The sequence below is a fragment of the Pseudomonas sp. P110(2024) genome (assembly GCF_057480795.1).
Genome location: NZ_JBLIYT010000009.1, coordinates 161,030 through 176,838 on the forward strand (window position 1 = coordinate 161,030; position 15,809 = coordinate 176,838).

General features: G+C 63.0%; 11 protein-coding genes and 1 pseudogene. 7 read left to right on the forward strand and 5 right to left on the reverse strand.

Features of this window, described 5'->3' with window-relative positions; genetic code table 11:
• Window positions 1-71: 71 nt before the first annotated feature.
• Window positions 72-1,109 (forward strand): annotated as a pseudogene (locus tag AC25ND_RS16065) (cache domain-containing protein); the annotation flags it as partial.
• Window positions 1,110-1,238: 129 nt separating this feature from the next.
• Window positions 1,239-1,964 (forward strand): methyl-accepting chemotaxis protein, encoded by a 726-nt coding sequence (locus tag AC25ND_RS16070; protein WP_373876210.1) that lies wholly within the window; start codon window positions 1,239-1,241, stop codon window positions 1,962-1,964.
• 122 nt (window positions 1,965-2,086) lie between these two features.
• Here AC25ND_RS16070 and AC25ND_RS16075 read toward each other — a convergent pair whose 3' ends face one another.
• The 3 genes from AC25ND_RS16075 to AC25ND_RS16085 all read right to left on the reverse strand — a co-directional run bounded on the left by AC25ND_RS16075 (window position 2,087) and on the right by AC25ND_RS16085 (window position 6,326).
• A complete protein-coding gene (locus tag AC25ND_RS16075) occupies window positions 2,087-2,683 on the reverse strand; it encodes a DUF924 family protein (protein WP_023631035.1) in 597 nt (198 codons plus the stop codon).
• A gap of 3 nt (window positions 2,684-2,686) precedes the next feature.
• On the reverse strand, window positions 2,687-3,697 hold the full coding sequence (locus AC25ND_RS16080) for a class 1 fructose-bisphosphatase (protein ID WP_028688400.1): 1,011 nt from the start codon (window positions 3,695-3,697) through the stop codon (window positions 2,687-2,689).
• Window positions 3,698-3,860: 163 nt separating this feature from the next.
• Window positions 3,861-6,326, reverse strand: a complete 2,466-nt coding sequence (locus tag AC25ND_RS16085; RefSeq protein ID WP_486976432.1) for a glycogen/starch/alpha-glucan phosphorylase — start codon at window positions 6,324-6,326, stop codon at window positions 3,861-3,863.
• Between the two features lie 198 nt (window positions 6,327-6,524).
• On the opposite strand from AC25ND_RS16085, the gene AC25ND_RS16090 reads away from it, so the two are divergent.
• On the forward strand, window positions 6,525-6,929 hold the full coding sequence (locus tag AC25ND_RS16090; protein WP_028688402.1) for a YkgJ family cysteine cluster protein: 405 nt from the start codon (window positions 6,525-6,527) through the stop codon (window positions 6,927-6,929).
• Window positions 6,930-7,044: 115 nt separating this feature from the next.
• Here AC25ND_RS16090 and typA read toward each other — a convergent pair whose 3' ends face one another.
• Together typA and thiI are read right to left on the reverse strand one after the other, a co-directional pair.
• Complete coding sequence (typA, locus tag AC25ND_RS16095; protein WP_028688403.1) at window positions 7,045-8,865, reverse strand: translational GTPase TypA; 1,821 nt, start codon at window positions 8,863-8,865, stop codon at window positions 7,045-7,047.
• 127 nt (window positions 8,866-8,992) lie between these two features.
• Window positions 8,993-10,447 carry a tRNA uracil 4-sulfurtransferase ThiI gene (gene thiI, locus AC25ND_RS16100; protein WP_028688404.1) on the reverse strand — a complete coding sequence of 485 codons (1,455 nt, stop codon included), beginning with the start codon at window positions 10,445-10,447 and terminating at the stop codon, window positions 8,993-8,995.
• Window positions 10,448-10,861: 414 nt separating this feature from the next.
• On the opposite strand from thiI, the gene glnA reads away from it, so the two are divergent.
• The 4 genes from glnA to ntrC all read left to right on the forward strand — a co-directional run bounded on the left by glnA (window position 10,862) and on the right by ntrC (window position 15,729).
• Window positions 10,862-12,268 carry a type I glutamate--ammonia ligase gene (gene glnA, locus AC25ND_RS16105; RefSeq protein ID WP_028688405.1) on the forward strand — a complete coding sequence of 469 codons (1,407 nt, stop codon included), beginning with the start codon at window positions 10,862-10,864 and terminating at the stop codon, window positions 12,266-12,268.
• A 145-nt stretch (window positions 12,269-12,413) separates the two neighbouring features.
• On the forward strand, window positions 12,414-12,956 hold the full coding sequence (locus tag AC25ND_RS16110) for a chorismate mutase (RefSeq protein WP_028688406.1): 543 nt from the start codon (window positions 12,414-12,416) through the stop codon (window positions 12,954-12,956).
• 254 nt (window positions 12,957-13,210) lie between these two features.
• The gene (gene glnL, locus AC25ND_RS16115) at window positions 13,211-14,296 is read left to right on the forward strand and encodes a nitrogen regulation protein NR(II) (protein WP_486976433.1); all 1,086 of its coding nucleotides are present in this window, start codon (window positions 13,211-13,213) and stop codon (window positions 14,294-14,296) included.
• Window positions 14,293-15,729, forward strand: a complete 1,437-nt coding sequence (gene ntrC, locus AC25ND_RS16120; protein ID WP_062362611.1) for a nitrogen regulation protein NR(I) — start codon at window positions 14,293-14,295, stop codon at window positions 15,727-15,729. The genes glnL and ntrC overlap by 4 nt, the downstream gene beginning before the upstream one ends.
• Window positions 15,730-15,809: the final 80 nt, after the last annotated feature.

The following is a 15,809-nucleotide window of genomic DNA, read 5'->3' on the forward strand; positions in this document are numbered from 1 at the left end:
CGACATAGAGCGGTGGTGTGGCCTTTTGCCGCACCCCTCCCCTTCGTGCCCGTGCGCAGATTCCAAGAAAAATGACCAAGAACCTCAAGTTCAGCCACAAGATCCTGCTGGCCGCCGCCCTCGTGGTGGCCGTCGCCTTTACCTGTTTCGTTCTGTTCAACGACTACCGGCAGCGCCAGTCGCTACGCAGCGACACCGAATCGACGTTGCAGTCACTGGGCAACCTGACCGCGGGCAACATCCGAACCTGGCTCGACAGCCGCATCCAGCTGGTGAACTCGGTGGCCCAGCAGATCGCCGTCGACGGCCCGGCCAAGGGCAGCCTTGAGCGCATCCTGGCGCTGCCGGTGTACAGCGCCAACTTCATCCTCACCTACTTCGGCGGCCAGGACGGCAGCATGCAGTCGGTGCCGGTGGGCAACCGCGCCGCCGACTACGACCCGCGCGTGCGCGGCTGGTACAAAGCGGCCAGCGCGGCGGGCCAGACCATCGTCACCGAGCCGTACATCTCGGTCTCGGCCGGCAAGCTGGTGATCACCCTGGCCACCCCGGTGCAACAGGGCGGGCGCATGATTGGTGTGAGCGGTGTCGACACCGACTTGCAGACCATCAGCAACCTGATCAACACCCTGGACTTCGGCGGTCGCGGCCATGCCTTCATCGTCAACGGCGAAGGCAAGGTGCTCATCCATCCCAAGGGCGAGCTGGCGCTCAAGACCCTGGCCGATGTCTACCCCGGCAACGACCTGCGCATCGGCAGCGGCCTGAAAGAGGTCGAGGTCGAAGGCCGCCGGCAGTTCATCAGTTTCACCCATGTCGACGGCGTGCCGTCGGCGGACTGGTACGTGGCGCTGGTGCTGGACCAGGACGCGGCGTTCGCCATGCTCGGCGAGCTGCGCACCTCGGCGCTGGTGGCGACGCTGATCGCGGTGGTGGTGATCATCGCCCTGCTCGGCCTGCTCATCCGCGTGCTGATGGAGCCGCTGCACGTCATGGGCCGCGCCATGCGCGATATCGCCGAGGGCGAGGGCGACCTGACCCGACGCCTGAACATCCACGCCCAGGACGAGTTCGGCAGCCTGGCGCAGTCGTTCAACCGCTTCGTCGAACGGATCCATGAGTCGATCCGCGAAGTGGCCTCGGCCACCGGCCAGGTGAATGCCGTGGCCAGCCAGGTGGTCAACGCCTCCAACGCCTCGATCCACAACGCCGACCAGCAGTCGAGCCGCACCAGCAGCGTGGCCGCGGCGATCAACCAGCTGGGTGCCGCCGCCCAGGAAATCGCCCAGAACGCCGCCCTCGCCTCGCAGCACTCCAGCGCCGCCCGTGGCCTGGCCGAGGAAGGCCAGCAGGTGGTCGGCGAGACCATCAACGTGATGAACCAACTGTCGGCGCGCATCAGCGACGCCAGCGGCAATATCGAGACGTTGAACAACCATACGGCGAACATCGGCCAGATCCTCGATGTGATCAGTGGCATCTCGCAGCAGACCAACCTGCTGGCGCTCAACGCCGCTATCGAGGCCGCCCGCGCCGGCGAGGCCGGGCGCGGCTTCGCGGTGGTCGCGGACGAGGTGCGTAACCTGGCCCACCGGACCCAGGACTCGGCGCAGCAGGTGCAGCGCCTGATCGAAGAGCTGCAGGCCGGCGCCCAGGTGGCCGTGAGCACCATGAACCAGAGCCAGCAGCACAGCGACCGCAGCGTGGGCATCGCCAACCAGGCCGGCGAACGCCTTGGCAGCGTCACCCAGCGCATCGGCGAGATCGACGGCATGAACCAGTCGGTGGCCACCGCCACCGAAGAGCAGACGGCCGTGGTCGAGTCGATCAATGTCGACATCACCGAGATCAATACGCTGAACCAGGAAGGGGTGCAGAACCTGCAGAGCACCTTGCGTGCCTGCACCGACCTGGAACATCAGGTCGAGCGGTTGAAGCATCTGGTGGGCAGTTTCAGGATCTGATTCGAAGGCCCTGGGGGCCGCTTTGCGGCCCATCGCGACACAAGGCCGCTCCTACAGGGGGATGCGACTCCCTGTAGGAGCGGCCTCGTGTCGCGAAAGGCCTGCGCAGCAGGCCCGGCTATTCAGAAGCGGGAACCCGGCTCCAGCAAGAAGTCCATCTCCTCGCTGGTGCTCGGGCGGTTCAGCACCAGGTTGCGGTGCGGGAAGCGCCCGAAGCGGGCGATCACCCGCTGATGCTGCTCGGCATAGTCGAGGAAGCCTTCGAACAACCGGCGGTTGGCCTCGGGCTGCTCGTCCAGCAAGGTCTGGTAACGCTCGACGCACAGGTTCTGCCAGTCCAGCACCTCGGCATGCTCCAGCACAAGCAGCACGAACACCCGCTGGATCGGCAGCAGCTGATAGTCCCAGCCCTTCTGCAACCCCTGCATGGCCACTACCTGGGCACGCCGGTCACCCTCGAAGGCACGCGGCGTGTCGCGATAGATCATGCGCGGCAACTGATCCAGCAGCAGCAGCAGCCCGAGCCAGCCCTGGGGGCTCTGCTGCCACTCGTCGAGCCCACCCGCCAGGGCTTGCTCGACCAGGTCGCCGAACAGCGCCTGGGCATCGGCGTCGTGATGCTTGCCGAACCACAGCGTGTTCTTCTCGTCAGCCACGGCCTGGGCACTCGTGCCCCAACCGAACCACCACTCCAGCAACGGCTGCCAAGGTGCGAGCATGACTTACTCCTTGTGGTAGGCGGTGACGCGCTCGACCTCTTCCTTCGAGCCGAGGATCACCGACACGCGCTGGTGCAGGCTCTGCGGCTTGATGTCGAGGATGCGCTCGTAACCGTTGGTGGACGCGCCACCGGCCTGTTCGATGATGAACGACATCGGATTGGCCTCGTACATCAGGCGCAGCTTGCCCGGCTTGCTCGGCTCGCGGGCGTCGCGCGGGTACATGAACAGGCCGCCACGGGTCAGGATACGGTGCACGTCAGCCACCATCGAGGCGATCCAGCGCATGTTGTAGTTCTTCTTCAGCGGACCGGTCTCGCCGGCCAGCAGCTCGCCCACGTAGCGCTGCACCGGGGCCTCCCAGTGACGCTGGTTGGACATGTTGATGGCGAATTCGGCGGTAGTTTCCGGAACGCGAATGTTCTCGTGGGTCAGGACGAAGCTGCCCAGTTCGCGGTCCAGGGTGAAGCCCTTGACGCCGTTGCCCAGGGTCAGGATCAGCATGGTCTGCGGGCCGTAGATGGCGTAACCGGCGGCAACCTGCTCGGTGCCTGGCTGCAGGAAGGCATTCTCGTTCAGGCTTTCGTTCTGGCTCAGGTACTGGTTAGGGCAACGCAGTACCGAGAAGATGGTGCCGACCGAAACGTTGACGTCGATGTTCGACGAGCCGTCCAGCGGGTCGAAGACCAGCAGGTAGGCGCCTTTCGGGTATTTGCCCGGGATCTGGTAGGCGTTGTCCATCTCTTCGGACGCCATGCCGGCCAGGTGGCCGCCCCACTCGTTGGCCTCGAGCAGGATGTCGTTGGAGATCACGTCGAGCTTCTTCTGCACTTCGCCCTGGACGTTTTCGGTGCCCATGCTGCCCAGCACGCCGCCCAGGGCGCCCTTGGACACGTGGTGGCTGATCTCCTTGCACGCACGCGCCACCACCTCGATCAGGAAGCGCAGATCGGCAGGGGTATTGTTGCTGCGGGTCTGCTCAATCAGATAGCGACTCAGGGTAACGCGGGACATGTATGGCTCCGAAAGGAATAGGGGGAGAAAACCCCCGCAGTTTACAGGGAGAGTGGCGGGCTAGCGAGCAAAGAGACTCGTCGGGTGGGGTTGAGTTCAGCAAGCTGCCGGCCGGTGGTCGGTTTAAGCCATCGCGGCGGCCCGACTTGCCCCGCGATGGACCTCAATCCAACGCCTTCCAGATCTCGGAGGCATACTCGCGGATGGTCCGATCCGACGAGAACCAACCCATCCGCGCGGTATTGAGCACCGCCATGCGCCACCAGTCCTGCGGGGCGTGCCACAGCTCCTCGACCCGTCGCTGGGCGTCCCAGTAGGCATCAAAGTCGGCGCATACCAGAAAGCGGTCATAGGCGATCAATCCATCCACCAATCCGGCATAGCGCGCCGGGTCGTCCGGCGAGAACACCCCGCTGCGGATCGCCTGCAGCACATCACCCAGGCGATGGGAGGCGGCGATCGCCGCGGCGGCGCCGAAATCGCCGCTGCGCTTGCGTGCCTCCACCTGCTGGGCGGTCAGGCCGAAGATGAACATGTTCTCGGCGCCCACCTGCTCGCACACCTCGACATTGGCGCCATCCAGGGTGCCGATGGTCAGCGCGCCATTGAGTCCGAACTTCATGTTGCTGGTACCGGACGCCTCGTAGCCGGCGGTGGAGATCTGCTCGGACAGGTCCGCCGCCGGGATGATGCTCTCGGCCAGGCTGACGTTGTAGTTGGGCAGGAACACCACCTTGAGCAGGCCACGCACCGTGGGGTCGTTGTTGACCACCCGGGCGATGTCGTTGGCCAGCTTGATGATCAGCTTGGCCTGGTGATAACTGGCCGCCGCCTTGCCGGCAAAGAGCTTCACCCGCGGCACCCAGTCGGTGCTGGGGTCATTGCGGATCGCCTGGTACAGCGCCACCGTGTGCAGCAGGTTGAGCAACTGGCGCTTGTACTCATGGATACGCTTGACCTGGACGTCGAACAGCGCCTCCGGATTGACCGTCACCCCCAGCCGGTCCTGGATGATGCTGGCCAGGGCGCGCTTGCTGTGCAGGCGCTGGGCGGCGAACTGCTTGCGGAAGGTGGCCTTGTCGGCAAACGGCGCCAGCCCCTTTAGCTTGCCTTCCGGATCGTCCAGTACCTCGGGGCCCAGCGCCTCGATCAGCATCGCCGTGAGCTGCGGGTTGGACTGGTACAGCCAGCGACGGAAGGTAATGCCGTTGGTCTTGTTGTTGATCCGCTGCGGGTAGAGCTTGTGCAGTTCGGCGAACACCGTGCTCTTCATCAGTTTGCTGTGCAGCGCCGACACGCCGTTGACGCTGTGCGAACCGAGAAACGCCAGGTTGCCCATGCGCACCCGCCGGCCATTGTCCTCTTCGATCAGCGACACCGCGCGCAGCACGTCGAAGTCATGCAGGCCTTTGGCCCGCAGGGCATCGATATGGTAGGCGTTGATCAGGTAGATGATCTGCATGTGCCGCGGCAGCATGCGCTCCATCAGCGCCACCGGCCAGGTTTCCAGGGCCTCGGGGAGCAGGGTGTGGTTGGTGTAGGCCAAGGTTCCGACGGTCAGCGCCCAGGCCTTGTCCCAGGGGATTTCGTGCTGGTCCACCAACAGGCGCATCAGTTCGGCCACGGCGATCGACGGATGGGTGTCGTTGAGCTGGATCGCCGCGGCGTCCGGCAGGTTGAGCAGATCCTTGTGCATGTTCAGGTGGCGGCGCAGCAGATCCTGCAACGAGGCGGAGACGAAGAAGTACTCCTGGCGCAGGCGCAGCTCCTGGCCGGCCTCGGTGCTGTCGGCCGGGTACAGCACCCGCGAGATGCTCTCGGCGCGGGCCACCTCGGCTACCGCGCCCAGATGGTCGCCAGCGTTGAAGCGCTCCAGGTGCAGCTCTTCCAGGGCCCGGGCCCGCCACAGGCGCAGGGTATTGACGCTGGAACCGCGCCAGCCGACCACCGGCGTGTCGTAGGCCACCGCCCGCACCGTTTCGCCCGGTGACCAGACTTGGCGCTGCTGGCCGTTGCCCTCGTGCACGGTTTCAACGCTGCCGCCGAAACTGATCGGGTAGATCACCTCGGCGCGCTCGAACTCCCAGGGGTTGCCGAAATCCAGCCAGTTTTCGGTCTGCTCCTGCTGCCAGCCATCGACAACCGCCTGGCGGAACAAACCATGCTCGTAGCGGATGCCGTAGCCATGAGCGGCGATGCCCAGGGTCGACATGCTTTCCATGAAACACGCCGCCAACCGACCCAGGCCGCCGTTGCCCAGCGCCGCGTCGGGCTCGAGCAGGCGGATGCGCTCCAGGTCCACGTTCAGACCTTCGAGGGCCTCGCGGGCGATCTCCAGGTAGCCGAGGTTGCTCAGGCTGTCGTACAGCAGGCGGCCGATGAGGAACTCGAGGGAGAGGTAGTAGACGCGCTTCTGGCTGCGCCGGTAGGCCTGGCGGGTATGGTCCATCCAGTGATCGACCATGTGGTCGCGGGCGGCCAGGGCGATGGCCTCGAACCAGTCGTGGTCGAAGGCGTGTTCCGGATCCTTGCCGACCGCGTAGGTCAGCTTGGCCAGCACGGCGGCGCGAAAGGCCGCCACCTCTGCACTATGGTGCTTTTTGTCACGGGCTTCGGTTTCCTGGGACATGGGGCATCCTCGGGCAAATGGGCGAAAGCGCAGGGAGATTGTTCAGCCTAGACGCTCTGACACGGAGCGACAGCGACGGTTCGCGGTTTTCATCCACCGCTGGAGAAACCGGCAAAAGGTTGTTCACAAATTGAACAACTCCGGTATCATCGCGCGCCCCAAAACCGTGATTTCCCTTGCAAGAATAAAACCGTAACCATGAAACCGACCCTGATCGCCGCCGCCGAAGTCGACCGCCTGGAGACCTGGCAGCGCTATGCCAGCCACATGTGCGGTGGCTGCCACTCGACCTGCTGCACCTTGCCGGTGGAGGTGAAGATCAAGGATCTGATCCGTATCGGCGTGGTGGACGAGTTCGAGAAGGACGAGCCGCCGAAGAATATCGCCAAGCGCCTGCAGAAGGACGGCATCATCGAACGCTTCAACCAGAAGTCGGGGATCTTCACCCTGACCCGGATGAGCAACGACGACTGCCTCTATCTGGACCGCAAGAGCCGGCTGTGCACCATTTATGACAAGCGCCCGGATACCTGCCGCAATCACCCCAAGATCGGGCCGCGCCCGGGGTATTGTGCGTACAAGCCCAAGGTGGCTACCCGCTGATCCTGCTTTGCTTGTGAAATCCCGGGGCTGCAAAGCGGCCCCAATTTCTCAAGGCAAACAAAAACGCCCCCGGCCTTTCGACCGGGGGCGTTTTCATTCAGCCTGAACTAATGACTCAGTTCTTGGCTTTCTTGGCAGCGCGGGTACGCTCGCCTTCATCGAGGATCTTCTTGCGCAGACGGATCGACTTCGGCGTCACTTCGCACAGCTCGTCGTCCTGGATGAATTCCAGGGCCTGTTCCAGAGTGTGGCGAACCGGCGGAACCAGGGCGATGACTTCGTCCTTGCCCGAAGCACGCATGTTGTCGAGCTTCTTGCCTTTGGTCGGGTTCACGCCCAGGTCGTTGTCACGGCTGTTCAGGCCGATGATCTGACCGTTGTAGATCTCCTGGCCGTGTTCAACGAACAGCTTGCCGCGAGCCTGCAGGGTTTCCAGCGAGTAGGTCAGGGCCTTGCCGGTCTCGACCGAAACCAGGACACCGTTCAGGCGGCCGGACATCTGGCCCGACTTCATGGTGTCGTAACGATCGAAGATCGAGGTCAGGATGCCTGCACCGTTGGTCAGGGTCAGGAACTGGTTACGGAAACCGATCAGACCACGGGCTGGAATGTTGTATTCCAGGCGAACACGGCCCTTGCCATCCGGAACCATGTTGGTCAGGTCGCCTTTACGCAGGCCCATCTCTTCCATGACCTTGCCCTGGGATTCTTCAGGGATGTCGATGGTGACGTTCTCGAACGGCTCCTGCTTGACGCCGTCGACTTCGCGGATGATCACTTCAGGACGGCCCACGGCCATCTCGAAGCCTTCACGGCGCATGGTTTCGATCAGTACCGACAGGTGCAGCTCGCCACGGCCCGATACCTTGAACTTGTCAGGGGAATCGGTTTCCTGAACGCGCAGGGCAACGTTGTACAGCAGCTCTTTGTCCAGGCGGTCCTTGATGTTACGGCTGGTGACGAACTTGCCTTCTTTACCGCAGAACGGCGAGTCGTTGACCTGGAAGGTCATCGAAACGGTTGGCTCGTCAACGGTCAGCGGCTTCATCGCCTCGACGGTATCCGGGGCGCACAGGGTGTCGGAGATGAACAGCTCGTCGAAACCGCTGATGCAGACGATGTCGCCAGCCTGGGCTTCTTCGACGTCGACGCGGTGCAGGCCGTGGTGGCCCATCAGCTTGAGGATACGACCGTTGCGCTTCTTGCCTTCGGTGTCGATGGCAACAACCGGGGTGTTCGGCTTGACGCGACCACGGGCGATGCGGCCAACGCCGATAACACCAAGGAAGCTGTTGTAGTCCAGTGCGGAGATCTGCATCTGGAACGGGCCGTCACGGTCAACAGACGGTGCGGGTACGTTGTCGACGATCGACTGGTACAGCGCGGTCATGTCCTCACCCATTTCGGTGTGGTCCAGGCCGGCGATGCCGTTCAGGGCCGAGGCGTAGACAACTTTGAAGTCCAGCTGCTCGTCGGTGGCGCCGAGGTTGTCGAACAGATCGAAGATCTGGTCCAGAACCCAGTCAGGACGCGCGCCCGGACGGTCGACCTTGTTGATCACGACGATCGGCTTCAGACCGGCTTCGAAGGCCTTCTTGGTCACGAAGCGGGTTTGCGGCATCGGGCCGTCCTGGGCGTCGACCAGCAGCAGCACGGAGTCGACCATCGACATTACACGCTCGACCTCGCCACCGAAGTCGGCGTGGCCGGGGGTGTCGACGATGTTGATGTGGTAGCCGTTCCAGTTGATGGCGGTGTTCTTCGCCAGAATGGTAATGCCGCGCTCTTTTTCCTGATCGTTGGAGTCCATGACGCGCTCGTCGTTGAGCTCGTTACGCTCCAGGGTGCCGGACTGGCGCAGAAGTTTGTCGACCAGGGTGGTTTTACCATGGTCAACGTGGGCGATGATGGCGATGTTACGCAGATTTTCGATCACAACTGTATCTCGATCAGAGGATTCGGTTGCCGCCAGTGTAGGCGGCCAATATGTACTGTTTAAGGCTCAGCGGGCCCGGCGGTCGGGAGGGCGATGGCGGATGCTGCCGCCATACAGCCCTGGCGTCTTATGTCGGACGATAAACACGCACATTGGCATGTCCCTCACTGAGCAGGTGGTGTGCGTGCAGACGGCTCATCACACCCTTGTCGCAATACAGCAGGTACTGGCGCGTGGGGTCCAGGTGCTTGAACTTGCTGTTGATCGCGTAGAACGGCATGGCCTGGACTTCGATACCGTCCAGCGCCAGGGGTTCGTCTTCCTGGGCATCAGGGTGACGAATGTCGATAACGATCTGACCAGGCAGCGCCTCGGCCACTTCCTCGACTTCGATGTCCTTGCCCAGTTCATCGATCACGTGGTCGATGGAAATGAACTTGGCGCGCTCCAGGGCACGCTCCAGTACTTCCATCTCGAACTGCTTCTCTTCGTGCTCCATGCGGTGACGCTTGGCATGGGTGGTCGGGTTTACCGAGATCACGCCACAGTACTCGGGCATGTGCTTGGCGAAGTCGGCGGTGCCGATTTCGGTGGCCTGGTCGATGATGTCCTGCTTATGGCTGGCCAACAGCGGGCGCAGCACCAGCTTGTCGGTGGCCGAATCGATAATCGACAGGTTCGGCAACGTCTGGCTGGAGACTTGGGAAATCGCCTCGCCGGTGACCAGGGCATCAATCTGCAGGCGGTCGGCCATGCGGGCGGCCGCGCGCAGCATCATGCGCTTGAGCGTGACACCCATGTAGCTGTTGTCGACCTTGTTGAGGATTTCGCCGACCACTTCCTCGAACGGCACGCTGATGAACAGCACGCGCTGGCTGCTGCCGTACTTCTTCCACAGGAAGTGGGCCACTTCCATCACGCCCAGTTCGTGGGCGCGGCCACCGAGGTTGAAGAAGCAGAAGTGCGTCATCAGGCCGCGACGCATCATCTGGTAGGCCGCCACGGTGGAGTCGAAGCCACCGGACATCAGCACCAGGGTCTGCTCCAGGGCGCCCAGCGGATAACCACCGATGCCGTTGTGCTGATTGTGGATCACGTACAGGCGCTGATCGCGGATCTCGATGCGCACCAGCACTTCGGGCTTCTTCAGCTCGATGCCGGCAGCGCCGCATTGCTGGCGCAGTTGGCTGCCGACATAGCGGTCGACATCCATCGAGGTGAAGTCGTGGTGGCCGCCGCGCTTGCAGCGCACGGCGAAGTACTTGCCGGCGAGCAGGTGACCGAAGTGCTGCTTGCACTTCTCGACGATGTCGTCAAAGTCGCCCAGTGGGTACTCCTGCACCTGCAGGAAGTGAGTGATGCCCGGGGTACAGCGCAGGCGCTCAATCATTTCGCGCTGGATCTTTTCGTCCTCGATGCGGGTGACCACTTCGAGATTGTCCCAGACACCATCGACCGCGAGCTCAGGATCGAGATCCTTGAGCACGTTGCGGATATTCTTGCTGAGCTGACGGATGAAGCGCTTGCGCACCGGCCGGCTCTTGATGGTGATCTCTGGGAAGACTTTGACGATAAGTTTCATTGGTTTAACAGCGCGCACAGGGCCTGCCGAAAATAGGGGGCGCGAATTATAGCGGAAATCGCTCAAGGTTTGAGCAACTTTTGTACAGAAGGTGCGATTTATGTTGGCCGCGCCACCCCTCGTCGGCCTGCTGCGTGGGAGCAGGCTTGCCCCGCGATGAGGCCCACGCCAGCACAAAAGCACCACAATGGTGCAGTTACACCAAAAAACGCATCTTATGAGTGCAAAGCTACACTCCACCCCTCCAAGAAATGCCCGCCAACGCCCCCTTTCATCCCACTCTCGCCATTTTTGGGCACTGGCATGCAATTTGCTCCCTTGTGAGGCAGGTACGCTTGGCCGACTATCCGCGCCCAGCGACACCCTTTTTCCAGGGCAGCGGCCAACTGCGCCCTAGACCATCCGGAGGACAACATGTCGAAGTCGGTTCAACTCATCAAAGATCATGACGTCAAGTGGATTGATCTGCGTTTCACGGACACCAAGGGCATTCAGCATCACGTGACCATGCCGGCGCGCGATGGCCTGGACGAAGACTTCTTCGAAGTCGGCAAGATGTTCGACGGTTCCTCCATCGCTGGCTGGAAAGGCATCGAAGCCTCCGACATGATCCTGATGCCGGTCGACGAAACCGCCGTGCTGGACCCGTTCACCGAAGAGCCGACCCTGATCATCACCTGCGATATCGTCGATCCGTCGAGCATGCAGGGCTACGATCGCGATCCGCGCGGCATCGCCAAGCGCGCCGAAGAGTACCTGAAGAGCACCGGCATCGGTGACACCGTGTTCGCTGGCCCAGAGCCTGAGTTCTTCATCTTCGACGAAGTGAAGTTCCAGTCGGACATCTCCGGTTCGATGTTCAAGATCTTCTCCGAGCAAGGCTCGTGGATGACCGGCGCTGACGTCGAAGGCGGCAACAAAGGCCACCGTCCGGGCGTGAAAGGCGGCTACTTCCCGGTTCCGCCGTTCGACCACGACCACGAAATCCGTACTGCCATGTGCAATGCCCTGGAAGAAATGGGCCAGACCGTCGAAGTTCACCACCATGAAGTGGCGACCGCCGGCCAGAACGAGATCGGCGTCAAGTTCAACACCCTGGTCAAGAAAGCGGATGAAGTGCAGGCCCTGAAGTATGTCGTGCACAATGTTGCCGACGCTTATGGCCGTACCGCCACCTTCATGCCCAAGCCTCTGTACGGCGACAACGGCTCGGGCATGCACGTGCACATGTCGATCTGGAAAGACGGCAAGAACACCTTCTCCGGCGAAGGCTATGCCGGCCTGTCCGATACCGCCCTGTACTTCATCGGCGGCATCATCAAGCACGGCAAGGCCCTGAACGGCTTCACCAACCCTTCGACCAACTCCTACAAGCGTCTGGTCCCAGGTTTCGAAGCCCCGGTAATGCTGGCCTACTCGGCTCGCAACCGTTCCGCCTCGATCCGTATTCCGTACGTCGGTAGCCCGAAAGCCCGCCGTATCGAAGCACGCTTCCCGGACCCGTCGGCCAACCCATACCTGGCCTTCGCGGCCCTGCTGATGGCAGGCCTGGACGGCATCCAGAACAAGATCCACCCAGGCGATGCCGCCGACAAGAACCTGTACGACCTGCCGCCTGAAGAGGCGAAAGACATCCCGCAAGTGTGCGGCAGCCTGAAGGAAGCCCTGGAAGAGCTGGACAAGGGCCGTGCGTTCCTGACCAAGGGCGGCGTGTTCTCCGACGACTTCATCGATGCCTTCATCGAGCTGAAGAGCGAAGAAGAGATCAAGGTCCGCACCTTCGTGCACCCGCTGGAATACGAGCTGTACTACAGCTGCTGATATGATCGGCGCCCCGCGTCGATGACATCAGGACGGCCTCCCTCGGGAGGCCGTTTCTTTTTCATACCCTCATAATCGGACAACACCTATTAGCCGCCACACAGCCAAAGGCGACACTCGAGGCTTCATTCCCAAGGAGATCGCCATGCGTGCCACCACCCTCGCCCTGACCTGCTGCTTCGCCCTATCCGGCTGTGCCACCTCACCGAGCGTCACGCCAACCCTGGATCAGCTGCTTGCCACCATTGACCGGCGCCTGGACCTGGCCGAAGCGGTCGCCCTGCACAAGTGGGATCACCAACAACCGGTGCAGGCCAGCGCCCGCGAGCAGCAGGTATTGGCCAGTGCGCGGCAGGCCGCCGTCGCTCACCACCTGGATCCGGCACGCGTCGAGGCCTTTTTTGCCGACCAGATCGAAGCCAACAAGCTCCTGCAGTACCACCTGCTCGACACCTGGCATCGCGCCCGTCAAGCGCCAGCCCTGCCACGCCGCGACCTGGCCAACGACGTGCGCCCGGAACTGGATCTGCTGCAGGAACAGCTGCTGAGCGCCCTCGCCCGCTTTGACCAGACCCCGCCGGCCAATTGCGCCAACCACTTGGCCGACGCCCTGCAGCAACGCGCCCAGGACACCACGCGCCACCTCGCCCTGGTTCGCGCCAGCGCCCAGCTGTGCAAATTGCGCTGACCGCCCTATGCTCCATATTGGTGCATGATTGCGCGAGCCGCCCCATCATGTACCCCAATTTGGGTCACAAGAATCGATAAACCAAGGCTTTCTGGCTCGAATTCGCGCATTTCCGAGTCTTTATCCGGAATTTCCGCTTCTTTTCGGAGCCTTGGTTTGGTTCTTGCATTTTCACTGCATCCAGCACTCTTCCGTGCGCGCCCCAGGCCTGAGCCCTTGGGCGCCACTGTGCCAAAAGAGGTCAACGACGCCTTATGACCATCAGCGATGCACAGCACCGTCTGCTTCTGGACAACCTGACCACGGCCACGCTGTTGCTCAATTCTGAACTGCGCCTGGAGTACATGAACCCGGCGGCGGAGATGCTTCTGGCCGTCAGCGGCCAGCGCAGCCACGGGCAGTTCATTAGCGAGCTGTTCACCGAATCGACCGAGGCGCTCAATTCGTTGCGCCAGGCGGTGGAGCAGGCGCACCCGTTCACCAAGCGTGAAGCGCAGCTGACCTCGCTGACCGGACAGACCATAACCGTCGACTATGCCGTCACGCCCATCCTGCACCTGGGCCAGACCCTGCTGTTGCTGGAGGTGCACCCACGCGATCGCCTGTTGCGCATCACCAAGGAAGAGGCCCAGCTGAGCAAGCAGGAGACCACCAAGATGCTGGTGCGCGGCCTGGCCCACGAGATCAAGAACCCTCTCGGCGGCATCCGTGGCGCGGCCCAGTTGCTGGCCCGTGAACTGCCGGAAGAAAGCCTGCGCGACTACACCAACGTGATCATCGAGGAAGCCGACCGCCTGCGTAACCTGGTCGACCGCATGCTTGGCTCGAACAAGCTGCCGTCGCTGGCCATGACCAACATCCACGAAGTGCTCGAGCGCGTGTGCAGCCTGGTCGAGGCCGAGAGCCAGGGCTGCATCACCTTGGTGCGCGACTACGACCCTAGCCTGCCGGACGTACTGATCGACCGCGAGCAGATGATCCAGGCCGTGCTCAACATCGTGCGCAACGCCATGCAGGCCATCGGCGGGCAGAACGAGCTGCGCCTGGGCCGCATCACCTTGCGCAGCCGCGCCGTGCGCCAGTTCACCATCGGCCATGTGCGCCACCGCCTGGTCGCCCGGATCGAGATCGTCGACAACGGCCCCGGCATCCCCACGGAACTGCAGGACACCCTCTTCTATCCCATGGTCAGCGGCCGCCCGGACGGTACCGGGCTGGGCCTGGCCATCACCCAGAACATCATCAGCCAGCACCAGGGCCTGATCGAGTGCGAGAGCCACCCCGGCCACACCACCTTCTCGATCTACCTGCCCCTGGAACAAGGAGCCAACGCCCCATGAGCCGAAGTGAAACCGTCTGGATCGTCGATGATGATCGTTCCATCCGCTGGGTCCTGGAAAAGGCCCTGCAGCAGGAAGGCATGACCACCCAGAGCTTCGACAGCGCCGACGGCGTCATGGGCCGCCTGGCCCGCCAGCAACCGGATGTGATCATCTCGGACATCCGCATGCCCGGCGCCAGCGGCCTTGACCTGCTCGCCCAGATCCGCGAACAGCACCCAGGGCTGCCGGTGATCATCATGACCGCCCACTCCGACCTGGACAGCGCGGTGGCCTCTTACCAAGGCGGCGCCTTCGAATACCTGCCCAAGCCGTTCGATGTCGACGAGGCGGTGTCACTGGTCAAGCGCGCCAACCAGCATGCCCAGGAACAGCAGGCCCTGGAAGTGCCCCAGGCACTGACCCGCACGCCCGAGATCATCGGCGAGGCGCCAGCGATGCAGGAGGTGTTCCGCGCCATCGGTCGCCTCAGCCACTCCAACATCACCGTGCTGATCAACGGTGAGTCCGGCACAGGTAAAGAGCTGGTAGCCCACGCCCTGCACCGTCACAGCCCGCGTGCGGCGTCGCCGTTCATCGCCCTGAACATGGCGGCGATCCCCAAGGACCTGATGGAGTCCGAGCTGTTCGGCCATGAGAAAGGCGCTTTCACCGGCGCCGCCAACCTGCGTCGTGGCCGTTTCGAGCAGGCCGACGGCGGCACGCTGTTCCTCGACGAGATCGGTGACATGCCCGCCGACACCCAGACCCGCCTGCTGCGGGTGCTGGCCGATGGCGAGTTCTACCGGGTCGGCGGCCATGTGCCGGTAAAGGTGGATGTGCGCATCATTGCCGCCACCCACCAGAACCTCGAGTCGCTGGTGCAGGCCGGCAAGTTCCGTGAAGACCTGTTCCACCGCCTCAACGTGATCCGCATCCATATACCGCGCCTGGCGGACCGGCGCGAGGACATCCCGGCCCTGGCCCGCCATTTCCTAGGTCGCGCCGCCCAGGAGCTGGCGGTGGAACCCAAGCTGCTCAAGCCGGAGACCGAGGAATTCATCCGCAACCTGCCCTGGCCGGGCAACGTGCGCCAGCTGGAGAACACCTGTCGTTGGATCACGGTGATGGCCTCCAGCCGCGAAGTGCTGGTCGGCGACCTGCCGCCGGAGCTGCTCAACCTGCCCCAGGACGCAGCGCCCGTGACCAACTGGGAACAGGCCTTGCGCCAGTGGGCCGACCAGGCCCTGGCCCGTGGCCAGTCAAGTTTGCTCGACAGCGCCGTGCCGAGCTTCGAGCGCATCATGATCGAGACCGCGCTCAAGCATACGGCCGGACGTCGTCGTGACGCGGCGGTGCTGCTGGGCTGGGGACGCAACACCCTGACGCGCAAGATCAAGGAGTTGGGGATGAAGGTGGATGGCTCCGATGAGGACGAGGGCGAAGACCACTGAGCATCGACCTGCTGCAAACCTGGGAGGGCCAATCATGGCCCTCTCGTAGGCAACACATGATTCAGACCAATTGGCGGCTC

Bases quoted from the DNA above. Each gene is read 5' to 3' on its own strand.
- AC25ND_RS16085 (WP_486976432.1), bottom strand. From the start codon at position 6,326: ATGTCCCAGGAAACCGAAGCCCGTGACAAAAAGCACCATAGTGCAGAG.
- AC25ND_RS16075 (WP_023631035.1), bottom strand. From the start codon at position 2,683: ATGCTCGCACCTTGGCAGCCGTTGCTGGAGTGGTGGTTCGGTTGGGGC.
- thiI (WP_028688404.1), bottom strand. From the start codon at position 10,447: ATGAAACTTATCGTCAAAGTCTTCCCAGAGATCACCATCAAGAGCCGG.
- AC25ND_RS16110 (WP_028688406.1), top strand. From the start codon at position 12,414: ATGCGTGCCACCACCCTCGCCCTGACCTGCTGCTTCGCCCTATCCGGC.
- AC25ND_RS16080 (WP_028688400.1), bottom strand. From the start codon at position 3,697: ATGTCCCGCGTTACCCTGAGTCGCTATCTGATTGAGCAGACCCGCAGC.
- glnA (WP_028688405.1), top strand. From the start codon at position 10,862: ATGTCGAAGTCGGTTCAACTCATCAAAGATCATGACGTCAAGTGGATT.
- glnL (WP_486976433.1), top strand. From the start codon at position 13,211: ATGACCATCAGCGATGCACAGCACCGTCTGCTTCTGGACAACCTGACC.
- ntrC (WP_062362611.1), top strand. From the start codon at position 14,293: ATGAGCCGAAGTGAAACCGTCTGGATCGTCGATGATGATCGTTCCATC.
- AC25ND_RS16090 (WP_028688402.1), top strand. From the start codon at position 6,525: ATGAAACCGACCCTGATCGCCGCCGCCGAAGTCGACCGCCTGGAGACC.